Genomic DNA, 21218 nt, shown 5'->3' on the forward strand with positions numbered 1-21218 from the left:
GGGCGAAACGGAGGATTATGGGCGAAACCCGGCGTTAGACAAAATCCTTTCAGCCACGCGGGCTTAGGAACCGCGGCGAGAGCACCGAGCGACACGCATTTATCGCGAAGCGCAAGGGTTTGCGTCTATGCTCGCAGCATGCTCCTGTTCCCGGATCTGCTCAGCCTTCCACGCCAGTTGCGTCAACCTGAAGTCCGCGACCTCGCCTGGGTCATCCTCGCGCCGCCGATGCTCAGCCACACGCCCTGGCCGCAGCGCCATCCCCTGTCCGGCAGCGACTGGGTGCAGGCGCCGCAATTGCTGGCGCACTGGCTGCAGCGCCTGGACCTGGACCCCAGCGCGCTGCGCCACTGGCTCGACCGCAGCCAGACACGGCGCCTGGGCCTGTACTACGAACGCCTCTGGCAGTTTGCCGTGCAGCACGCCCCCGGCGTCGAACTGCTGGCGGCCAACCTGCCGATCCGCCGTGGCGGCCAGACCCTGGGCGAGCTGGACATGCTGCTGCGTGACCGCGAAGGCGTGCATCACCTGGAACTGGCGATCAAGCTCTACCTGGGCCCGCAACGGGGCAACGGCAGCGACAGCGCGCAATGGCTGGGGCCGGGCTGCCACGATCGCCTGGACCGCAAGCTGGCGCACCTGGACGAACACCAACTGCCGATTTCCGCCCGCGATGAAAGCCGCGAGGCCCTGGCGGCGCTGGATATCCAGCAGTTTCGCGCCCACCTGTGGCTGGGGGGCTACCTGCTCTATCCCTGGCCGGGCCAAGCCGAACCGCCCGAGGGCGCCCATCCGCAGCACCTGCGGGGGCGCTGGCTGCATCAACGGGACTGGCCGGCCTACCTGGCCCAGGGCGCCCCGGGGCGCTGGCAGCCCCTGCCCCGCCACGCCTGGCTGGCCCCGGCTCACTATCCGGCGGAACAGGTCTGGACCGCCGTTGAACTGGGGCAATGGCTGAGCGTCCTCTCCCCCCACGCCCCGGCGCAATTGCTGGTGCGACTGGAGGAAACGGCCGAAGGGGGCTGGGAAGAAGCCGAGCGCCTGTTCCTGGTGGCCGACCTGTGGCCCAACCTCCCCGTAACCCAGCCCTTCCCGCCCAGAGACCAACCTGCGTAGCCGCTGGCTGGCCAGCGAAAGCCTCTCCACGAATGGCGCAGGGCTTGCGGGCCTTTTGGCCGACAAGCCGGCTCCAGCCGTGGGGTTTCGCTATGCCAGGGAAAGCCGCAACGCCAGGGCCGCCAGGGTCACCAGCAGCACCGGCACGGTGAGCACGACGCCGACCCGGAAGTAATAACCCCAGCCGATATGAATGCCCTTGCGCTCCAGCACATGCAGCCAGAGCAAGGTGGCCAGGCTGCCGATGGGGGTGATCTTCGGCCCCAGGTCGCTGCCGATGACGTTGGCGTAGATCATTGCCTCCTTGACCACCCCGGTGGCTTGGCTGGCATCGATGGACAAGGCACCGATCAGCACCGTCGGCAGGTTGTTCATCACCGACGACAACCCGGCGGTCAACAAGCCGGTGCCCAGGGCCGCCCCCCAGATTCCGCCGCCGGCAAAGGCGTCGAGCCAGGCGGCCAGGTGCCCGGTCAGCCCGGCATTGCGCAAGCCGTACACCACCAGGTACATGCCCAGGGAAAAAATCACGATCTGCCAGGGTGCTTCCTTGAGCACCTTGCGGGTGGAGATCTTGTGTCCACGCGCCGCGATCACCAGCAGCAAGGTGGCGCAGACCGCGGAAATCGCGCTGATGGGAATCCCCAGCGGCTCCAGGGCAAAGCAGCCCAGCAGCAGGATCAGCAGCACCCACCAGCCGGCCATGAAGGTCGCCCGGTCATGGATGGCACTGGCCGGCTCGGCCAGTTGCCGCGGATCGTACTGCTCAGGGATGTCCCGGCGGAAAAACCACAGCAGCACCGCCAGGGTCGCGGCAACGCTGACCAGGTTGACCGGTAGCATCACGGCCGCATAGCGGTTGAAGCCGATCTTGAAAAAATCCGCAGAGACGATGTTCACCAGGTTCGACACCACCAGCGGCAGACTCGCGGTGTCGGCGATGAAGCCGGCCCCCATGACGAATGCCAGGGTGGTGGCGGCAGAAAAGCGCAAGGCCAGCAGCATGGAAATGACGATGGGGGTCAGGATCAGCGCCGCACCGTCGTTGGCGAACAGCGCCGACACCAGGGCGCCGAGCAACACCATGAAGGCGAACAGGCGTCGCCCCCTGCCCCGTCCCCAGCGCGCCACGTGCAGGGCGGCCCAGGCGAAGAATCCGGCCTCGTCCAGCAGCAGGCTGATGATGATCAGCGCGACGAAGGTGCCGGTGGCGTTCCAGATGATCTGCCACACCACCGGGATGTCGGCCAGTTGCACCACGCCGCAGAACAGCGCCAGGAGCGCGCCGAACACCGCGCTCCAGCCCACGCCCAGGCCTTTGGGCTGCCAGATCACCAGGGTGATGGTCAGCAGGAAGATCAATACTGCAATCAACATGATTTAAGGAATCTTGAATAAAGAGCTGACCGGCAAAGGAACCGGCTTGCCAGCGAAGCTGCCCCCGAGGCCTCCATGAGCCTCAGGAACCCGCTCGCCGGCAAGCCGGCTCCTGCAACAGCAGGGGAATGTGGAGGGAGGAAGGCGTTCAGGCTTTCTTCTGTTGCTCGACCCATTGGCCGTAGGCGTTGATGAAGCCCTGCAGGAACGGCCGGGTGGCCTCCGACAGCTTGCCCGAATCATCGAACGCCGCACCGGCGCCGCCCAGGTAGGCTTCCGGCTGCTGCATGCACGGCACATTGAGAAACACCAGGGACTGGCGCAGGTGGTGGTTGGCCCCGAAGCCGCCGATGGCCCCCGGGGACACGCTGATCACCGCACCCGGCTTGCCGCTCCAGGCACTCTTGCCATAAGGACGCGAACCGACGTCGATGGCGTTCTTCAACGGTGCAGGCACCGAGCGGTTGTATTCAGGGGTCACGAACAGCACGGCATCGGCGGCCGCGATCTGTTCGCGAAAGCGGGTGTAGGTCGCCGGCGGCGTCACATCGATGTCTTCGTTGTAGAGCGGCAGGTCGCCGATCTCGACGATGCCCAACTGCAGGTTCGCCGGGGCCAGCTCGGCCAGCGCCAGGGCGACCTTACGGTTCAGGGACTGCGCTCTCAGACTGCCGACCAGCACTGCAACCTTGTAGACATTGCTCATTGGAGTTTCCAACCCTTGGCGTGAAGAAGGTGTTAGTTATAGATGAGCCCGGGGGGTGCCTGCTACCCCGCGAGCGCCATTTACTCAGATAAATCCTGCCGCACCCCACGGCCGGCGGCGGCCGTGGATTATTTTTTCCAGGCGGCAAAACTTACCCGGCACCCACCGGGTCTACAGCAGCGAAATTTGCGTGTTTTATCTCCAGAGGCTCTAAAGATGGCAGCAGTACTTGTCGGACAATTCCATGCAAGAGATGCCGAAGGACGGGTGTATTCAGTGCACGAGTTCCAGGAATCCATGCCCGCGCAGGACGGTACGACCGGCTCGGAACCCGTCACCACCTACCGCCTGGCGATTGGCGACCGGGTGCGCAAGCTCGACGACAATCAGTTCCTGCTGGTGCAATCGGATGTGACCATCGTCCGCGAGCCCGAGACCTACGTCACCGAATAGGCGCACCCGGCCCCGGCGGTCCGGTCCGGCCAAGGGTGGCGACTACAGATTCCGGACCTGCAGTTGGGGTAGGATTCGATGCTTGACCGCCCAACGGCTGGAGATGGACTTCAAGCATGCGTCTACGTCATATCGAAGTGATTCAGGCCCTCCTGCAAACCGCCCACCTGGGCACCGCCGCCGAGCTGCTGCAGCTCTCGGTGGCCGAGGTCGAGGCCTTGCTGCGCGATGCCGAAAGCCACTTGGGGTTCATGCTGTTCGCCAGCGTGCGCGGACGCTTGCAGGCCACCCGCGAAGCCCGGGAACTGCAACCGGCGATCACCCGGGTCTACGACGCCTTCGAGCCGCTGCAACGCCTGGCCGACAGCTTGCGCTTTCACCAGGCACCGCCGTTGCGCATCATCGGCACCCCGCCACTGGTCCAGCAACTGCTGCCCCAGTGCATCGCCGCCCTGCGGCGGCGCTTTCCCGATACCCCTTGCAGTCTCCTCAGCCACGGCACCCGGGACATGGTCGAGCGCCTGCTGCTGCGCGATTGCGACCTGGGCCTGAGCCTGCATGACCCCGAACACCCGGACATCCACAGCCAGGCTCTGGCCCAGGGCAAGCTGTTCCTGCTGGCACCCCACGGCTGGCTGCAACCCCGGCAGAAATACGCCGCCCTGCAGGATCTGGCCGGCCAGGCCATGCTCGGCCTGGAAGGCCAGGACCCGCTGAGCGTGATGCTCGCCAGTAAATTGCAGAATCTGCGGCCAAGCCCGGTGATCCAGACCCGGGTGCAGACCTATCAGATGATGCGCAGCCTGGTGGAAGCCGGTGAAGGGCTGGCCATTGTCGACCCCTTCACCGCCGTCGGCGCCCGCAGTGCCGGGCTCGACGCATGCCCGCTGTCGCCGCCGATCGGCGTCACCCTGTACGCCCTGCGCCGCCAGGGCAGCGAAGTCTCGCCCCTGCTCAATGCCCTGCTGGAACTGCTGACGCAACAGGCCGAGGCCCTGCTGGCGGGCTAAGGCTGGCGGGCCTGGGGTTCATCGGCAAACAGGCAATACCAGAAGATCGCCACTTCGCGGGTCTGCGGATCGATGCCGCGATAACGCAGTTGATCCACCCCGCCCACCACATAGCCGCACTGCTCGTACAGGCGACAGGCCCCCAGGTTGTTGTTCTGGGTTTCCAGCATCACCCCCGGCAGTTGCTTCTTGCGACTCCAGAACTGCGCCACCTCCAGCAGTGCCCGGGCCACGCCGTGGCGTCGGGCCGGTGCATGCACCGCCAGTTCGTCGACATGCCCGTAGCCGTTCCAGTTGGTGCTGACCACCACATGCCCCACGGGCTGGTCATCGAGATAGGCCATGAAGATCTCGCTGTCCGCGGCATTGCGGTAGCTGCCGAATTCCTCCGGATCGATGCCATAGCACTTGCGATACGGCACCACCTTGCGCAGCGGCCAGTCCGCCACCGCCTGGCCTGGCGCAGGCTCGGCGTAGGCGCTGACCTCGAAGCTGAAGTCGCTGCCCCAGACATAGGCGGCGAACCCCTGGTCGGCCACACGGATCGCCAGCCCCGGGTGCACGGGGTTCACAACAGGCTGCATAGCGGGAAAACTCCTCATGCCTTGATGCAATCGACGGTGTAGTGGCGCCCGTCGCCCAGATCCTCATGCTGCAGACCGTGCACATCGGCGACAAAGCCCGGGAAGCTGCTGTCGAAGGCCCGGGCGAAAGCCAGGTAATCGATGATCGAGCGGGTCGACTCGGTGAAGCGCTCGCCGGGCATGATCAACGGAATGCCCGGCGGATACGGCACCAGCATCACCGCGGCGATACGGCCCTGCAACTGATCGATGGACACCGCCTCGACTTCGCCGCGCACCAGTTGGTCGTAAGCATCGGCAGGCTTCATCGCCACCTCCGGCAGCACGGTGTACATGCGCTTGAGGTGCTTGGCCGTGGCGTTGCTGCGGTAACAGGCATGCAACTGGTCGCACAGGTCCTGCAAACCCATGCCCTGATAGCGCTGCGGGTCCTGGCTGGCGACGCTGGGCAGGCAACTGGCGAGGCTGACATTGGCGTCGTAGTTGCGCTTGAACTCCAGCAGCTCGGTCAGCAGCGTGCTCCACTTGCCCTTGGTGATGCCCATGGAGAACAGCACCAGGAACGAATAGAGCCCGGTCTTTTCCACCACCAGCCCGCGCTCCCAGAGAAACTTGCTGACCACCGCCGCCGGAATCCCGTGCTCGCTCAGGGCCCCGCCTGCGGTCAGGCCGGGCATTACCAGGGTCACCTTGATCGGGTCCAGCAGCACATAGTCGTCGGTGACGCCGGCAAAGCCGTGCCACTCGCCTTCGGGTTCCAGCAGCCAGTCCCCGGTGCGCACCTGATCGATGCCTTCGACCCGTTCCGGCTGCCAGATCGAGAACCACCAGTCATCGGCGGCGATGTGCTGCCGCAGGTTGGCCAGGGCCCGGCGGAAGCTCAGGGCCTCATCGAACATTTCCTGCAGCAGCGAGCGCCCCGCCGGCCCTTCCATCATCGCCGAGGCCACATCCAGCGAGGCGATGATGCTGTATTGCGGCGACGTGGAGATATGCATCATGAAGGCTTCGTTGAAACGGTCCCGGTCCAACTGCCGGGCGCCGCCGTCCTGGACATGGATCATCGACGCCTGGCTGAAGGCCGCCAGCAGCTTGTGGGTGGAATGGGTGGTGAACACCAGCGGGCTGTCGGCGCTGCGCGAGGTGCCCATGCCATAGCGCCCGGAAAAGAATTCGTGGAAAGCGGCGTAGGCATACCAGGCCTCGTCGAAGTGCAGCACCTCGACGCTGTTGCCCAGGCTTTGCTTGATCAGTTCGGCGTTGTAGCACAGGCCGTCGTAGGTGGAGTTGGTGACCACCGCCAGCTTGACCTTGGGCGGCCGGCCACGGGTCAGCGGACTGGCGTCGATCTTGGCCTGGATCGACTCGGGGCTGAACTCGCTCAAGGGAATCGGCCCGATAATCCCCAGTTCATTGCGTTCGGGACACAGGTACAGGGGGATGGCCCCGGTCATGATGATCGAGTGCAACACCGATTTATGGCAGTTGCGATCCACCAGCACCAGGTCATCGCGCCCCACCATGGAATGCCAGACGATCTTGTTGGCGGTGGATGTGCCGTTGATCACGAAAAAGGTGTGATCGGCGCCGAAATTGCGTGCCGCCCGCGCCTCGGCCTCCGCCAGGGGCCCGGTGTGGTCCAGCAGCGAACCCAGCTCCGGCACTGACACCGACAGGTCCGAACGCAAGGTGTTCTCGCCGAAGAACTGGTGGAACGCCTGGCCCACCGGGCTCTTGCGATAAGCCACGCCACCGCCGTGCCCCGGGGTGTGCCAGGAATAGTTGGAGTCGGCGGTGTGCTGCACCAGGGCCTTGAAGAACGGCGGCAGCAGGCCATCGAGATAATTGCGCGCGGCCCGGGCCACTTGCCGGGCCAGGAACGGCACCGTGTCCTCGAACAGGTAGAGAATGCCCCGCAGCTGGTTGAGCTCGCTCATGGCATCGGCCGGAGCGTTCTCCAGGGTCATCTGCTCTCCCAGGGCGAAGATCGGCAACAGGGGCGCGCGCACCCGGGCCAGGCGGATCAGCTCCACCATGTTTTGCAGCAGATGGGTGTTTTCCCCGGCGCCCTCGGCGGCGATCAACATGCAGGCCAGGCCGTGGTGGGTCGCGGCCACCAGGCGCCCTTCGGCGTAATTGACCGCCGAGAAGATGCTGAAGCCGTCCTTCTCCAGCTCCCGGGCGATGCCCCGCACCCGGTCCCCGGCCACCGTATCGGCCTTGATATCGCGGTGCACGATCAGGATCGGAAACTGCAGGTCTTTGTACATGGGGCAGGCTGTCCTGAGGCGGCGGGGATGCCCCGCCAATGGACTCAGGGTAGAAGCTCCTGGCGTCGCCTGTCACCCCGAGCACAGACTGGATGTAACAAAAGGTCGCACAGGCACAATTGCCGGCCCACGCCCCACACAGCTGTAACCGCTGCTGAGCCATGGCGAAGCTGCGTGAAGGCCCACAGGGCCTTGCTTGGCGATCTCCCGGCAAACCCCTGTCGCCTTCGGAGCCGTTCGCAGCCTGCGGCAGCGGCTACAGGGCCACGGACGACAACGGCTTAGTGTTGGTTTTCGAGCAACTGGGTCCACAGGGCCGGGCCGCCGGCAGACTTGGCGATGATTTCCAGGCGCGTCTGGTGCTCGGCCAATTCGGCTTCGCTGGCCTGGATGATCCGCCCCCGTGGACGATCGGCCGGCAGACGGCGGATTTCCGTGGCGCGGTTGCCCGAGCCTTCGCCGGAACCGTTGCCGTCCGAAGCGTTGCCCGCCAGGGACAGGCTGGTCTGGCCACCGGTCATGGTCAGGTAGACGTCGGCCAGGATCTCCGAGTCGAGCAAGGCGCCGTGCAGTTCACGACCGGAGTTGTCGACGCCATAGCGCTTGCACAGGGCATCGAGGCTGTTGCGCTGGCCCGGGTGACGCTCACGGGCCATCAACAGGGTGTCGAGGATGCTGCAGTGCTGGGTGATGTCCGCGCGGTCGTGGCGCCCCATCAGGGCGAATTCGTTGTTGATGAAGCCAACGTCGAACGCCGCGTTGTGGATGATCAGCTGAGCACCCTGGATAAAGTCGAAGAACTCATCGGCGACTTCGGCAAAGCGCGGCTTGCCCACCAGGAACTCGTTGGTGATGCCGTGGACGCCGATGGCGCCCTCATCGCTCTCGCGATCCGGTTGCAGGTAAACGTGGAAGTGCCGCCCGGTCAGGCGCCGACCGATCAACTCGACGCAGCCGATTTCAATGATCCGGTGGCCGTCGGTCACCGGCATACCGGTGGTTTCGGTATCGAGTACAACAGATCTGTTGGCCATCAGTGGTCCGTTCTCAATCTGGCAAAGGGCGGGATTTTAGCATGCCCGGCCCAGGGACAGCGCGCCGCAGGGAACAGGCCGCTGCCGCGCACTTTTTAACAGTTATTCGCAAAGCTGATGAGGTTCGCCCAAGGCCCGGCTGCTAGGGTGCCGCCGATCTTTTCCAGGGAAACTCGCGGTCATGAAGACTCTCCGGCGCCGTCTGCAAAACCTGCTGTTCATCGCCCTGCTCATTGCAATGTTCAGCAGTTCCAGCCTTGCCACCAGCCTGGTGATCAGCACCGACCTGAGCATGAGCGGACTGCTGAGCAGCAGCCAAGGCACGGCCAAGATCAGCAGTTCGTTCAGGGATGACAAGCTTGTCCTGGAAGCCCGCAGCGACGCCGCGGCCTTCGTCGCCAGCGACGGCGCGATTCGCGGGGCGCGACTGGAATCGGCGTTGCAGCACATTCGCCGGACACTGCACAACCTGCCCTACAGCGACGAACAACTGGCGGCGGCGATTCTCACCCTGTAACGCCCTCAGCCCTTGTAGCCGCGAACCTCATCCACGCCACGGTTGGCCAACTGGTCGGCCCGCTCGTTGCCGTGGTGACCGGTGTGGCCACGGACCCATTTCCAGGTGACCTTGTGCCGGTTGACCTGCTCGTCCAGCTGCTGCCACAGGTCGGCGTTCTTCACCGGCTCCTTGGCCGCGGTCTTCCAGCCGCGCTTCTTCCAGTTGGCCATCCACTCGTTGATGCCCTTCATCACGTACTGCGAGTCGGTAACCAGCAGCACGTCGCACTCGCGCTTGAGTTCTTCCAGGCCGCGAATCGCCGCCATCAGCTCCATGCGGTTGTTGGTGGTGTTGGCCTCGCCTCCCCAGAGCTCCTTCTCGACGCCCTTGAACACCAGCAACGCACCCCAGCCACCCGGGCCGGGATTGCCCTTGCAGGCACCGTCGGTAAAGATTTCTACGCTATCGCTCATCCACGCCTTCCATCAGAAAATTGCCAGTGGCCTGCCGATTGCGGTCGACAGCGCCCAAGGCCGAGGTCACTCGGCCGGTCTATATAAAAAGAAGGTTGCTGCAGGTCATCAGGGTTCGCTGTTACGGCGATTGACCTTGGCCATGGGCAGCGGCACCAGCTTGCCCATGGGTTCGCGTCGCACCTGGCGCACCGGGCGCAGGCCGACGGCGATCTTGCGCGCCACCAGCAGGTAAAAGCCGCCGCCGGCCAGTTGCCACTGCCCGGCCTTGCGCTCCCAGCCGGCCAGTCGCGCCTGCCATGCCTGTGAGGCAAGCGGCGGACGATAGCACCCGAAGCGGCGTTTCTCCAGCGCGAAGCCCAGCAGGTTGAGCCAGTCGCCAACCCGCGAAGGCGAGATGCAACGGGCCTGGCGCAAGGCGTCGTGGGCGAACACATGGCGCAGGCCCCAGGTGCTCCAGGGGTTGATGCCGACAATCAGCAGATGACCACCGGGGCGCACGCTACTGGCGGCCTCGCGCAACAGGCCGTGGGGCGACAGGCAGAAATCCAGGCCATGCTGCAGCACCACCACATCGGCGGCATGCTCGCTCAGGGGCCAGGCCTGTTCCTCGCAGACGATCTCCACCCCCGGCAGCGGTGCTCCCAGGCGCACGTTGCGCTGCACCTGAGGCGCCACCGGCGGGTTTTGCGCCGAAGGCCCGTAATGCACCAGGTAACCGCCGAAGAAACGCCCCAGTTCCTCTTCGAGCATGCGCCGCTCTTCGTCCAGCAAAAATTGCCCCAGGGGACCGGACAGCCAGTCCCGGGCCGCACTGATCAGGGCCAGCCAGTCGGGATCTGCCTGAGCGAAGGCTTTATCGGTCATTGCATTCTCCAACACGCCAAGAAGCTCTAAGATGCGCCATTGTTTTCCGCTTGGCGAATCCGAAGATGATACAGATCAGTGCCCTGCCCGCCTTCACCGACAACTACATCTGGTTGTTACAAGATCATCGCAGCCAGCGCTGCGCGGTCGTCGATCCGGGCGATGCGGCGCCGGTCCTGGCCTGGCTGGAACAGCACCCGGGCTGGGTCCTGAGCGACATCCTGGTGACCCATCACCACCACGACCACGTCGGTGGTGTCGAGCGTCTGAAGCAGCACAGCGGCGCCACCGTGTATGGCCCGGCGCAGGAAAAGATCCCCGGTCGCGATGTGGCCCTGGACGACGCCCAGCGCATCAGCGTCCTCGGCTGGGAATTCCAGGTGCTGGCCGTCCCCGGCCATACCCTGGGGCATATCGCCTATTACCACCACGGCCTGCTGTTCTGCGGCGACACCCTGTTCGCCGCCGGATGCGGGCGCCTGTTCGAAGGCACCCCGGAACAGATGCACCAGTCCCTCGGCCGTCTCGCCGCGCTGCCGGAGGACACCCTGGTCTACTGCACCCACGAATACACCCTGAGCAACCTGCGCTTCGCCCAGGCGGTGGAGCCGGCCAACCCGGAGATCGCCCAGCGCCTGGAAAAGGTCACGCAATTGCGCGAGCACGGGCGCATGACCCTGCCTTCGACCCTGGCCCTGGAGAAACTGACCAACCCGTTCCTGCGGACTGGCGAAACATCCGTTAAACAAAAAGTGGACGAACGGACCGGCTCGGATAACCCGTCGCAGAGTGCGGTCTTTGCGGCCCTGAGGGCTTGGAAAGATAAATTCTAAGCAAGCTATCTATTGGTACAAAAATTCTGAATGGTTGACCGCACCCCGGGTGCTTTCTAGAATCGCCCGACATTTTTGCCCGGAACTTACTTCCAGCCAATGTCGTCATCTATTCGTTATTCCATCAGTTCAGACGCATTGACGCGCTTGGCCCAGGCCATCGCGGTAGCTGTGTCAGCGACTCTTGCGGGCTGCCAAAGCACCGGCCATGCCCCGCAGAGCGACGCGACACACACCCAGAATTTCAACGCCCGCATCAAGCAAAAACCCATCTGGCTGAGCAACAAGCCAAGTCCGCAAGTGCCCCAGGACGTCTGGGAACGCATGCGCCAGGGGTTCCAATTGCAAGAAGGCCTGGGCGTCAACCCGCGTATTGAACAGCAGCGCCTGTGGTTCGCCAGCAACCCTTCCTTCCTGGAAAACGCCGGCGAACGCGGCAGTCTCTATATCCACTACATCGTCGAGCGTCTCGAAGAGCGCAACATGCCGCTGGAGCTGGCCCTGTTGCCGGTGATCGAAAGCGCCTACAACCCGCTGGCCTATTCCCGGGCCGATGCCGTGGGCCTGTGGCAGTTCGTCCCGGCCACCGGACGCTACTTCAACCTGCGCCAGACCCGCTTCTACGATGGCCGGCGCGACATCACCGCCTCCACCACCGCCGCCCTGGACTACCTGACCCGCCTGCACGACATGTTCAACGGTGACTGGTTGCTGGCCCTGGCCGCCTACAACGCCGGCGAAGGCACCGTGAGCCGGGCCATCGAGCGCAATGACAAGCTCGGCCTGCCCACCGACTACTGGAACCTGCCGCTGCCGGCCGAGACTCAAGCCTACGTGCCCAAGCTGTTGGCCCTGTCCCAGGTGGTACTGGCCCCGCAGGCCTACGGCGTGAACCTCAACCCGATCGCCAACGAGCCGTACTTCCAGGTAGTGGAAATCAACCAGCGCATGGACCTGTCCAAGGTCGCGGCGGTGGCCAACATCGACGAAGACGAGCTGTTCCAGCTCAACCCGGCGTTCAAGCAGCGCACCACCGTCGACGGCCCCCAGCACCTGCTGGTGCCCACGTCCAAGGCCCAGCTGCTGACCACCAGCCTGTCCACCATGAAACCCGAAGAGCTGATCAGCAAGCGCTCCCTCAAGCCGGTCTTCGACCGCGACGATGGCCGCGACTCGCTGCGGCCCAAGCGTATCTACCGGGTCAAGAACGGCGACAACCTGACGCTGATCGCCAAGGCCAACAAGGTGGATGTGCAGGACCTGCAACGCTGGAACAAGCTCAGCGGCAAGGACCTCAAGGTCGGCCAGACCCTGGTGATGCAGGACACCCGCAAAAGCGCCGGCAAGAAAACCACCGTGGCCAGCAGCGGCAAACAGAAGTCGACCCGCTACAAGGTCAAGCAAGGCGACTCGCTGTACATCGTGGCCAAGCGCTTCAATGTCGAGATGCAGCACCTCAAGCGCTGGAACCCTCGGGCGGCCCAGGCCCTCAAGCCCGGCCAGATGCTCACGGTCTACCTGCCGCACTGAAATCCGCCCCTGTAGAAGCCGGCTCGCCAGCCAACAACCTTCGCCGGCAAGCCGGCTTCTACAGCAGGTTTCAATTGCACGAAGCTCGCGCCAGCGAGCTTTTTCCTGCTGATACAAGCTGTTACTGTACGGAGCATTAAGCCCAAGCCGTCTGGAACGGATCTCTGACTCGATGCGTCCCCTCCTTCTGCTCTTCTTCAGTCTGGCCTTGAGCTTTCCCGCAAGCGCGACGATCACCGAAAGTCATGGTTATGCGCAGTTTGGCACGCTCAAGTACCCGGCCAAGTTCACCCACTTCGACTGGGTCAATCCCGCTGCGCCCAAAGGCGGCACCTTGCGGGTCATGGCCTTTGGCACCTTCGACACCCTCAACCCCTACACCTTCAAGGGCACCAGCCCGGTCGCCACGCCGAACTTCCTGCAATACGGGGTCAATGAACTCAACGAACCCCTGATGGTAGGCACCGGCCTCTACGCGCCCTCCGGCGACGAGCCCACCTCCAGCTACGGCCTGATCGCCCGCTCCGTGGAATACAGCGAGGACCGCAGCTGGGTGGTGTTCAACCTGCGGCCCGAGGCACGCTTTCACGACGGCCAGCCGATCACCGCCTATGACGTGGCGTTTTCCTACCGCCTGCTGCTCAAGGAAGGCCACCCGCAATACCGCACCAACCTGCAGGAAGTGCAACGGGTGGACATCCTCGGCCCGCAGCGCATCCGCTTCGTGTTCAAGCGCGCCGGCAACCCGCTGCTGATCCTGCGCCTGGGCGAGCTGCCGGTACTGCCCCAGCACTACTGGAAAGACCGCGACTTCAAGGCCACCACCTTCACCCCGCCCCTGGGCAGCGGCCCCTATCGCATCACCCAGGTCCAGCCCGGACGCCAACTGGTGTTCGAACGGGTCCAGGACTACTGGGGCAAGGACTTGCCGGTCAACCGCGGCTTCAACAACTTCGACCGGGTCGAGGTGGAGTTCTACCGCGACAGCGACGTGGCCTTCGAAGCCTTCAAGGCCGGCGAGTTCGACATCTACATCGAGCACCAGGCCAAGAACTGGGCCAACGGCTACAACTTCCCCGCGGTCAATCGCGGCGAGGTGATCAAGGCCCAGGTGGCGCACCAGATCCCCACCCAGACCCAGGGCCTGTTCATGAACACCCGGCGCAGCCTCTTCGCCGACGTGCGAGTGCGTGAAGCCCTGGGCCTGATGTTCGACTTCGAATGGACCAACCGCACCCTGTTCAGCGGTGCCTACCAGCGCGCCCTGAGCTACTACCCCAACAGCGAATTCTCCGCCACGGGCCTGCCGGTGGGACACGAATGGCTGCTGCTGTCGCCTTACCGCGACCAATTGCCGGCCAGCCTGTTCACCCAGGCCTTCGGCCTGCCCCGCACCGAGGGCCGCGGCATTCCCCGGGAAACCCTGCGCCGCGCCCTGGGGCTTTTGGCCGACGCCGGCTGGAAGCTCAACGGCCAGCGCCTGCAGAACAGCACCGGGCAGCCGCTGCGTTTCGAGCTGATGCTGGTCAATCCCAACCTGGAACGGATTCTCCAGCCCTATGTGGAGAACCTGGCCAGCATCGGCATCGATGCACGCCTGCGCACCGTGGACCGGGCGCAATACAAGCAGCGCCTGGACCAGTTCGACTACGACATGATCCTCATGACCCTCAACCAGACCCTGAGCCCGGGCCTGGAGCAATGGCAGTACTTCCACTCCAGCCAGGTTTCGGTCAAGGGCAGCAAGAACTATGCAGGCATCAACAACCCGATCGTCGATCACCTGCTGGAGCAACTGCTGGCCGCCCAGAGCCGCGACGACCAACTGGCCGCCGGCCGCGCCCTGGACCGGGTGCTGCTGTGGCAGCACTACATGATTCCCAACTGGTACCTCAACTATCACCGACTGGCCTACCGAAACCGGTTCGCCTTCGTCACCACGCCGCCCTACAACCTGGGCCTGAACGCCTGGTGGCTGAAGTCCCTGGAGACTCCCCAATGATGCCTCTGCGAGCCCTGCTCCTGCGCACCGGCGGCCTGTTGTTCGGCGTCATCGCCTGCTGTGCCCAGGCTGCGCCGCAACATGCCCTGACCCTGTACAACGAAGCGCCGAAATACCCGGCGAGCTTCCAGCACTTCGACTTCGTCGATCCCCAGGCCCCCAAGGGCGGCACCTTCCGCATGGCCGGCTTCGGCAGCTTCGACAGCCTCAACCCCTTCATCAGCAAGGGCGTGCCCGAGCAGAACATCGGCCTGATCTACGACACCCTGATGACCCAGAGCCTGGACGAACCCTTCACCGAATACGGACTGGTGGCGGGCAAGATCGAGAAAGCCCCGGACAACAGCTGGGTGCGTTTCTACCTGCGTCCGGAAGCACGCTTCAATGACGGCCAGCCGATTCGCGCCGAGGACGTGGTGTTCAGCTTCCAGACCCTGATGAGCGCCGGCTCGCCGCTGTACCGCGGCTACTACGCCGACGTCGACCAGGTGATCGCCGAAGATCCGCTGCGGGTGCTGTTCAAGTTCAAGCACAACAACAACCGCGAGTTGCCGCTGATCCTCGGCCAGCTGACGGTCCTGCCCAAGCACTGGTGGGAACACCGCGACTTTGCCAAGAGCAACCTGGAAGTGCCCCTGGGCAGCGGCCCCTACCGGGTGACTGCGGTCAAGGCCGGACGCTCGATTCGCTACGAGCGGGTCAAGGACTACTGGGGCCGCGACCTGCCGGTGAACCGCGGCTTCTACAATTTCGACGTGATCACCAGCGACTACTACCGCGACAACACCGTGGCCCTGGAAGCGCTCAAGGCCGGCCAGTTCGACTACTGGCTGGAAATCAGCGCGAAGAACTGGGCCAACGCCTACAACACCCCGGCCGTGGCCCAGGGCCGCTTGATCAAGGAACAGATCGCCAACGGCAACCCCACCGGCATGCAGGGCTTTGTCTTCAACACCCGCCGGCCGATGTTCCAGGATGTGCGGGTGCGCCATGCCCTGAGCCTGCTGCTGGACTTCGAGTGGAGCAACAAGCAGCTGTTCAACGGGGCCTACACCCGCACCCGCAGCTACTTCGAGAACTCGGAGATGGCCGCCACCGGCCTGCCGGGCCCGGAGGAGCTGGCGATCCTCGAACCGCTGCGGGGCAAAATCCCGCCACAGGTGTTCGACCAGGCCTTCTCGCCTTCAGTGTGCGACGGCAGCGGCATGATCCGCGCCCAGCAGCGCCAGGCCTACCAACTGCTGCAGGAGGCCGGCTGGCGCATCGTCGACGACAAGATGGTCGACGCCCAGGGCAAGCCGGTGGTGATCGAGTTCCTCCTGGCCCAGACCGAGTTCGAGCGGGTGCTGCTGCCGTTCAAGCGCAACCTGGCCGACCTGGGCATCGACCTGGTGATTCGCCGGGTCGACGTGTCCCAGTACATCACCCGGGTGCGTTCGCGGGACTTCGACATGATCGTCGGCAGCTTTCCCCAATCCAACTCCCCGGGCAACGAGCAGCGCGAGTTCTGGATGTCCTCCAGCGCCGACAAGCCCGGCAGCCGCAACTACATCGGCCTCAAGGACCCGGCCATCGACAGCCTGGTGGAAAGCCTGATCAACGCCGATTCGCGCAGCAGCCTGGTGGCCCACGCCAAGGCCCTGGACCGGGTCCTGCAATGGGGCTACTACGTGATCCCCAACTGGCACATCAAGACCTGGCGCGTGGCCTATTGGGACCACATCGGCCACCCGCAAGTCGCGCCCAAGTACGACATCGGCATCAACACCTGGTGGATCAAGCCCGATGCCAAGCCCGCCGTAGAACCGGCCCCGGCCGACAGGGAGCAATGACATGCTGGCCTATATCTTTCGCCGACTGCTGCTGATCATCCCCACCCTGCTGGGCATCCTGCTGATCAACTTCGTGATCATCCAGGCCGCCCCCGGCGGCCCGGTGGAGCAGATGATCGCCAAGCTCGAAGGCTTCGACGGCGCCACCAGCCGCATCGCCGGCGGCGGCGCCGAAGTCTCGGTGGCCGGTTCCAGCTACCGTGGCGCCCAGGGCCTGGACCCGGCGCTGATCAAGGAAATCGAGCACATGTACGGCTTCGACAAGTCGGCGCCGGAACGCCTGTGGATCATGATCAAGAACTACGCCACCCTGGATTTCGGCAACAGCTTCTTCCGTGACGCCAAGGTGGTGGACCTGATCAAGGAGAAGATGCCGGTGTCCATCTCCCTCGGGCTGTGGAGCACCCTGATCATGTACCTGGTGTCGATCCCTCTGGGGATCGCCAAGGCCACTCGCCACGGCAGCCACTTCGATGTCTGGACCAGCTCGGCGATCATCGTCGGCTACGCGATCCCGGCCTTCCTGTTCGCCATCCTGCTGATCGTGGTGTTCGCCGGCGGCAGCTATTTCAACTGGTTCCCGTTGCGCGGCCTGACCTCCAACGACTTCGACCAGCTGAGCTGGGGGCGCAAGATCCTCGACTACTTCTGGCACCTGGCGCTGCCGGTCACCGCCCTGGTGATCGGCCACTTCGCCACCATGACCCTGCTGACCAAGAACAGCTTCCTCGACGAGATCAACAAGCAGTACGTGGTCACCGCCAAGGCCAAGGGCCTGACCCAGCGCCGGGTGCTCTACGGCCACGTGTTCCGCAACGCCATGCTGCTGGTGATCGCCGGCTTCCCCTCGGCCTTCATCGGCATCTTCTTCACCGGCTCCCTGCTGGTGGAAGTGATCTTCTCCCTCGACGGCCTGGGCCTGATGAGCTTCGAGGCGGCGATCAACCGCGACTACCCGGTGGTGTTCGGCACCCTGTTCATCTTCACCCTGCTGGGGCTGGTGGTGAAACTGATCGGCGACCTGACCTACACCCTGGTCGACCCACGCATCGACTTCGACAGCCGGGAGCATTGAGATGAACCTGTCCCCCCTCAATCGCCGGCGCTTCGAACGCTTCAAGGCCAACAAGCGCGGCTGGTGGTCGCTGTGGCTGTTCCTGGTGCTGTTCATCCTCAGCCTGGGCGCCGAGCTGATCGCCAACGACAAGCCGCTGGTGGTGCACTACGAAGGCGGCTGGTACTTCCCGGCCCTCAAGCGCTACCCGGAAACCACCTTCGGCGGCGAATTCCCCCTGGAAGCCAACTACAAGAGCCCGTACATCCGCGAGCTTTTGGCACAGAAGGACGCCTGGGTGCTCTGGGCGCCGATCCCCTACAGCTACCAGAGCATCAACTACGACCTGCGGGTGCCGGCCCCGGCGCCGCCTTCGGCGGACAACCTGCTGGGCACCGACGACCAGGGCCGCGATGTGCTGGCCCGGGTCATCTACGGCTTTCGCATCTCGGTGCTGTTCGCCCTGACCCTGACCATCCTGAGTTCCATCATCGGGGTCATCGCCGGAGCCCTGCAGGGCTTCTACGGCGGCTGGGTGGACCTGGCCGGGCAGCGCTTCCTGGAAATCTGGTCCGGGCTGCCGGTGCTCTACCTGCTGATCATCCTCGCCAGTTTCGTGCAACCGAACTTCTGGTGGCTGCTGGGGATCATGCTGCTGTTTTCCTGGATGAGCCTGGTGGACGTGGTGCGCGCCGAGTTCCTGCGCGGGCGCAACCTGGAATACGTGCGCGCGGCCCGGGCCCTGGGCATGCAGAACGGCGCCATCATGTTCCGCCACATCCTGCCCAACGCCATGGTCTCCACCATGACCTTCATGCCCTTCATCCTCACCGGGGCCATCGGCACCCTCACCGCCCTGGACTTCCTCGGCTTCGGCCTGCCGCCGGGGGCGCCGTCCCTGGGCGAGCTGGTGGCCCAGGGCAAGTCCAACCTGCAGGCGCCGTGGCTGGGCATCAGTGCCTTTGCCGTGCTGGCGATCATGCTCAGCCTGCTGGTGTTTATCGGCGAATCCGCCCGCGATGCCTTCGACCCGAGGAAATGACATGACCCAGGACACTCTGATCGAAGTCCGCGACCTGGCGGTGGAATTCGTCGCCGGCGCCCAGTGCCAGCGCGTGGTGGAAGGCATCAGCTTCGACATCAAGCGCGGCGAAACCCTGGCCCTGGTAGGGGAAAGCGGCTCCGGCAAATCGGTGACCGCCCACTCGATCCTGCGCCTGTTGCCCTACCCCCTGGCCCAGCACCCGTCCGGCAGCATCCAGTACGCCGGGCACGACCTGCTGACCCTGAAGGAAAAGACCATTCGCCACATTCGCGGCAACCGCATCGCCATGATCTTCCAGGAGCCCATGACCTCGCTGAACCCGCTGCACAGCATCGAAAAGCAGATCAACGAGGTGCTGGGCATCCACAAAGGCCTGACCGGCAAGGTCGCCAGCAGGCGCACCCTGGAACTGCTGGAACTGGTGGGCATTCCCGAGCCACACAAGCGCCTCAAGGCCCTGCCCCACGAACTGTCCGGCGGCCAGCGGCAACGGGTGATGATCGCCATGGCCCTGGCCAACGAGCCGGAGCTGCTGATCGCCGACGAGCCGACCACCGCCCTGGACGTCACCGTGCAGTTGAAGATCCTCGAACTGCTCAAGGAACTGCAGGCGCGCCTGGGCATGGCCTTGCTGCTGATCAGCCACGATCTGAACCTGGTGCGGCGCATTGCCCACCGGGTCTGTGTCATGCAGAAAGGCCGCATCGTCGAGCAGGCGTCCTGCGAGGAGCTGTTCCGCGCGCCGCAGCACCCCTACACCCGGGAACTGCTGGCCGCGGAGCCCAGCGGCTTGCCGGCGAGCAATGAAGTCGGCCCGCCGTTGCTGCAAGTGGACAACCTCAAGGTCTGGTTCCCGATCAAGAAGGGCCTGCTGCGCCGCACCGTGGATCACGTCAAGGCGGTGGACGGCATCCACTTCAGCCTGCCCCAGGGCCAGACCCTGGGCATCGTCGGCGAGAGCGGCTCGGGCAAGTCGACCCTAGGCCTGGCGATCCTGCGCCTGATCGCCAGCCAGGGCGGCATTCGTTTCGAAGGCCAGCAGCTCGACGCCCTGAGCCAGCAACAGGTACGGCCGCTACGGCGGGAAATGCAGGTGGTGTTCCAGGACCCCTTCGGCAGCCTCAGCCCGCGCATGAGCGTGAGCCAGATCGTGGGCGAAGGCTTGCGCATCCACAGGATCGGCAGCGAACAGGAGCAGGAACAGGCGATCATCGAAGCGCTCAAGGAAGTGGGCCTGGACCCGGACACCCGACACCGCTACCCCCACGAATTCTCCGGCGGGCAACGCCAGCGCATCGCCATCGCCCGGGCCCTGGTGCTCAAGCCGCGGCTGATCCTGCTGGACGAGCCGACCTCGGCCCTGGACCGCACCGTGCAGCGCCAGGTGGTGGAACTGCTGCGCAACCTGCAACGCAAGTACAACCTGACCTACCTGTTCATCAGCCACGACCTGGCGGTGGTCAAGGCCTTGAGCCACCAGTTGATGGTGATCAAGCACGGCCAGGTGGTGGAACAAGGGGACGCCCAGGCAATCTTCGGCGCCCCGCAACACCCTTACACACAGCAACTGCTGGAAGCCGCCTTCCTGGCTCCGGCACACACCCAATAACCTGCAACAGGAGTAGCCACTTATGGGTTTTCTCGCTGGGAAGCGTGTCCTGATCGTCGGTGTCGCCAGCAAGCTGTCGATCGCCTCCGGCATTGCCGCCGCCATGCACCGTGAAGGCGCCGAGCTGGCCTTCACCTATCAGAACGAAAAACTCAAGGGCCGGGTCGAGGAGTTCGCCGCCGGCTGGGGCTCCAGCGCCGAGCTGTGCTTCCCCTGCGATGTGGCCAGCGACGAGCAGATCGCCCAGGTGTTCAGCGAGCTGGGCAAGCACTGGGACGGCCTGGACTGCATCGTCCACTCCGTGGGCTTCGCCCCGGGCGATCAGCTCGAAGGCGACTTCACCGACGCCACCACCCGCGAAGGCTTTCGCATCGCCCACGACATCAGCGCCTACAGCTTCGTGGCCCTGGCCAAGGCCGGCCGCGACATGATGAAGGGCCGCAACGGCAGCCTGTTGACCCTGTCCTACCTGGGCGCCGAGCGCACCATGCCCAACTACAACGTGATGGGCATGGCCAAGGCCTCGCTGGAAGCCGGCGTGCGCTACCTGGCCGGTTCCCTGGGCCCGGAAGGCACCCGGGTCAACGCGGTCTCCGCCGGGCCGATCCGCACCCTGGCCGCCTCGGGCATCAAGAACTTCCGCAAGATGCTGGCGGCCAACGAAGCCCAGACCCCGCTGCGGCGCAACGTCACCATCGAGGAAGTCGGCAACGCCGGGGCTTTCCTCTGCTCGGACCTGGCCTCGGGCATCAGCGGCGAGATCATGTACGTCGACGGCGGCTTCAACACCACCGCCATGGGCAACCTCGACGAATGACTCCCGGCTGTGGCGAGGGCCCTCAGGCCCTCGTCGCAGCGCCGCGACACCGGCTGATCGCCGATCCAGGCTCACCGGCCGCAGTGCAGATACCTGCCCCTCACGGA

General features: G+C 64.7%; 19 protein-coding genes. 12 read left to right on the top strand and 7 right to left on the bottom strand.

Annotated features, from left to right (window positions below):
- The first annotated feature begins 138 nt into the window (after positions 1–138).
- Positions 139–1116, top strand: a complete 978-nt coding sequence (locus tag L1O02_RS16930) for a DUF1853 family protein (protein ID WP_181321557.1) — start codon at positions 139–141, stop codon at positions 1114–1116.
- Between the two features lie 90 nt (positions 1117–1206).
- Here the strand turns inward: L1O02_RS16930 and L1O02_RS16935 are convergent, their stop codons facing one another.
- A complete protein-coding gene (locus L1O02_RS16935) occupies positions 1207–2493 on the bottom strand; it encodes an arsenic transporter (RefSeq protein ID WP_108543433.1) in 1287 nt (428 codons plus the stop codon).
- A gap of 148 nt (positions 2494–2641) precedes the next feature.
- Complete coding sequence (locus L1O02_RS16940) at positions 2642–3199, bottom strand: NAD(P)H-dependent oxidoreductase (protein ID WP_060839067.1); 558 nt, start codon at positions 3197–3199, stop codon at positions 2642–2644.
- Positions 3200–3415: 216 nt separating this feature from the next.
- Here L1O02_RS16940 and L1O02_RS16945 point away from each other — a divergent pair, with 216 nt between their 5' ends.
- Entirely contained in the window at positions 3416–3652 is a 237-nt protein-coding gene (locus L1O02_RS16945) for a hypothetical protein (RefSeq protein WP_060839066.1), read from the top strand.
- Positions 3653–3768: 116 nt separating this feature from the next.
- Complete coding sequence (locus L1O02_RS16950) at positions 3769–4662, top strand: LysR substrate-binding domain-containing protein (RefSeq protein ID WP_108543431.1); 894 nt, start codon at positions 3769–3771, stop codon at positions 4660–4662.
- On the opposite strand, the gene L1O02_RS16955 is transcribed toward L1O02_RS16950, so the two are convergent.
- The 3 genes from L1O02_RS16955 to dnaQ all read right to left on the bottom strand — a co-directional run bounded on the left by L1O02_RS16955 (position 4659) and on the right by dnaQ (position 8550).
- Positions 4659–5246, bottom strand: coding sequence for a GNAT family N-acetyltransferase (locus tag L1O02_RS16955; protein ID WP_108543429.1), 588 nt, complete (start codon positions 5244–5246; stop codon positions 4659–4661). The two genes, L1O02_RS16950 and L1O02_RS16955, sit on opposite strands and share 4 nt — an antisense overlap.
- A 14-nt stretch (positions 5247–5260) precedes the next feature.
- A complete protein-coding gene (locus L1O02_RS16960) occupies positions 5261–7516 on the bottom strand; it encodes an arginine/lysine/ornithine decarboxylase (RefSeq protein WP_060839063.1) in 2256 nt (751 codons plus the stop codon).
- Between the two features lie 281 nt (positions 7517–7797).
- A complete protein-coding gene (dnaQ, locus tag L1O02_RS16965) occupies positions 7798–8550 on the bottom strand; it encodes a DNA polymerase III subunit epsilon (protein ID WP_060839062.1) in 753 nt (250 codons plus the stop codon).
- A gap of 238 nt (positions 8551–8788) precedes the next feature.
- On the opposite strand from dnaQ, the gene L1O02_RS16970 reads away from it, so the two are divergent.
- Complete coding sequence (locus L1O02_RS16970) at positions 8789–9067, top strand: DUF2388 domain-containing protein (RefSeq protein WP_235760255.1); 279 nt, start codon at positions 8789–8791, stop codon at positions 9065–9067.
- Between the two features lie 5 nt (positions 9068–9072).
- On the opposite strand, the gene rnhA is transcribed toward L1O02_RS16970, so the two are convergent.
- Positions 9073–9522 (bottom strand): ribonuclease HI, encoded by a 450-nt coding sequence (gene rnhA / locus L1O02_RS16975; RefSeq protein ID WP_016964267.1) that lies wholly within the window; start codon positions 9520–9522, stop codon positions 9073–9075.
- A 108-nt stretch (positions 9523–9630) separates the two neighbouring features.
- Complete coding sequence (locus L1O02_RS16980; protein WP_060839060.1) at positions 9631–10389, bottom strand: methyltransferase domain-containing protein; 759 nt, start codon at positions 10387–10389, stop codon at positions 9631–9633.
- Between the two features lie 65 nt (positions 10390–10454).
- Between L1O02_RS16980 and gloB the strand changes: the two genes are divergently transcribed.
- The 8 genes from gloB to fabI all read left to right on the top strand — a co-directional run bounded on the left by gloB (position 10455) and on the right by fabI (position 21111).
- Positions 10455–11222, top strand: a complete 768-nt coding sequence (gene gloB, locus L1O02_RS16985) for a hydroxyacylglutathione hydrolase (RefSeq protein ID WP_108543425.1) — start codon at positions 10455–10457, stop codon at positions 11220–11222.
- A 99-nt stretch (positions 11223–11321) separates the two neighbouring features.
- The gene (locus L1O02_RS16990; protein ID WP_060839059.1) at positions 11322–12752 is read left to right on the top strand and encodes a transglycosylase SLT domain-containing protein; all 1431 of its coding nucleotides are present in this window, start codon (positions 11322–11324) and stop codon (positions 12750–12752) included.
- Positions 12753–12924: 172 nt separating this feature from the next.
- Positions 12925–14754 carry an extracellular solute-binding protein gene (locus L1O02_RS16995; RefSeq protein WP_108543423.1) on the top strand — a complete coding sequence of 610 codons (1830 nt, stop codon included), beginning with the start codon at positions 12925–12927 and terminating at the stop codon, positions 14752–14754.
- Positions 14751–16586 (top strand): extracellular solute-binding protein, encoded by a 1836-nt coding sequence (locus tag L1O02_RS17000; protein WP_108543421.1) that lies wholly within the window; start codon positions 14751–14753, stop codon positions 16584–16586. The genes L1O02_RS16995 and L1O02_RS17000 overlap by 4 nt, the downstream gene beginning before the upstream one ends.
- 1 nt (position 16587) lies before the next feature.
- Positions 16588–17661, top strand: coding sequence for a microcin C ABC transporter permease YejB (locus tag L1O02_RS17005; RefSeq protein ID WP_060839056.1), 1074 nt, complete (start codon positions 16588–16590; stop codon positions 17659–17661).
- 1 nt (position 17662) lies between these two features.
- Positions 17663–18682 carry an ABC transporter permease gene (locus tag L1O02_RS17010; protein WP_060843442.1) on the top strand — a complete coding sequence of 340 codons (1020 nt, stop codon included), beginning with the start codon at positions 17663–17665 and terminating at the stop codon, positions 18680–18682.
- Position 18683: 1 nt separating this feature from the next.
- Positions 18684–20294: an ABC transporter ATP-binding protein gene (locus L1O02_RS17015; protein ID WP_235758335.1), complete on the top strand. Its 1611-nt coding sequence runs from the start codon at positions 18684–18686 to the stop codon at positions 20292–20294.
- A gap of 22 nt (positions 20295–20316) precedes the next feature.
- Positions 20317–21111, top strand: a complete 795-nt coding sequence (gene fabI, locus L1O02_RS17020; protein WP_060839053.1) for an enoyl-ACP reductase FabI — start codon at positions 20317–20319, stop codon at positions 21109–21111.
- The last annotated feature ends 107 nt before the right edge of the window (positions 21112–21218 follow it).

This window comes from Pseudomonas sp. BC42, assembly GCF_021560055.1.
Classification (GTDB): Bacteria; Pseudomonadota; Gammaproteobacteria; order Pseudomonadales; family Pseudomonadaceae; genus Aquipseudomonas.

What these genes read in the sequence shown, in the direction of transcription:
- L1O02_RS16960 (WP_060839063.1), bottom strand. Translation starts at nt 7,516, where the DNA reads ATGTACAAAGACCTGCAGTTTCCGATCCTGATCGTGCACCGCGATATC.
- L1O02_RS16980 (WP_060839060.1), bottom strand. Translation starts at nt 10,389, where the DNA reads ATGACCGATAAAGCCTTCGCTCAGGCAGATCCCGACTGGCTGGCCCTG.
- gloB (WP_108543425.1), top strand. Translation starts at nt 10,455, where the DNA reads ATGATACAGATCAGTGCCCTGCCCGCCTTCACCGACAACTACATCTGG.
- fabI (WP_060839053.1), top strand. Translation starts at nt 20,317, where the DNA reads ATGGGTTTTCTCGCTGGGAAGCGTGTCCTGATCGTCGGTGTCGCCAGC.
- L1O02_RS16950 (WP_108543431.1), top strand. Translation starts at nt 3,769, where the DNA reads ATGCGTCTACGTCATATCGAAGTGATTCAGGCCCTCCTGCAAACCGCC.
- L1O02_RS17005 (WP_060839056.1), top strand. Translation starts at nt 16,588, where the DNA reads ATGCTGGCCTATATCTTTCGCCGACTGCTGCTGATCATCCCCACCCTG.
- L1O02_RS16955 (WP_108543429.1), bottom strand. Translation starts at nt 5,246, where the DNA reads ATGCAGCCTGTTGTGAACCCCGTGCACCCGGGGCTGGCGATCCGTGTG.
- L1O02_RS17010 (WP_060843442.1), top strand. Translation starts at nt 17,663, where the DNA reads ATGAACCTGTCCCCCCTCAATCGCCGGCGCTTCGAACGCTTCAAGGCC.
- L1O02_RS16930 (WP_181321557.1), top strand. Translation starts at nt 139, where the DNA reads ATGCTCCTGTTCCCGGATCTGCTCAGCCTTCCACGCCAGTTGCGTCAA.
- L1O02_RS16970 (WP_235760255.1), top strand. Translation starts at nt 8,789, where the DNA reads ATGTTCAGCAGTTCCAGCCTTGCCACCAGCCTGGTGATCAGCACCGAC.
- L1O02_RS16995 (WP_108543423.1), top strand. Translation starts at nt 12,925, where the DNA reads ATGCGTCCCCTCCTTCTGCTCTTCTTCAGTCTGGCCTTGAGCTTTCCC.
- dnaQ (WP_060839062.1), bottom strand. Translation starts at nt 8,550, where the DNA reads ATGGCCAACAGATCTGTTGTACTCGATACCGAAACCACCGGTATGCCG.
- rnhA (WP_016964267.1), bottom strand. Translation starts at nt 9,522, where the DNA reads ATGAGCGATAGCGTAGAAATCTTTACCGACGGTGCCTGCAAGGGCAAT.
- L1O02_RS17015 (WP_235758335.1), top strand. Translation starts at nt 18,684, where the DNA reads ATGACCCAGGACACTCTGATCGAAGTCCGCGACCTGGCGGTGGAATTC.
- L1O02_RS17000 (WP_108543421.1), top strand. Translation starts at nt 14,751, where the DNA reads ATGATGCCTCTGCGAGCCCTGCTCCTGCGCACCGGCGGCCTGTTGTTC.
- L1O02_RS16940 (WP_060839067.1), bottom strand. Translation starts at nt 3,199, where the DNA reads ATGAGCAATGTCTACAAGGTTGCAGTGCTGGTCGGCAGTCTGAGAGCG.
- L1O02_RS16945 (WP_060839066.1), top strand. Translation starts at nt 3,416, where the DNA reads ATGGCAGCAGTACTTGTCGGACAATTCCATGCAAGAGATGCCGAAGGA.
- L1O02_RS16990 (WP_060839059.1), top strand. Translation starts at nt 11,322, where the DNA reads ATGTCGTCATCTATTCGTTATTCCATCAGTTCAGACGCATTGACGCGC.
- L1O02_RS16935 (WP_108543433.1), bottom strand. Translation starts at nt 2,493, where the DNA reads ATGTTGATTGCAGTATTGATCTTCCTGCTGACCATCACCCTGGTGATC.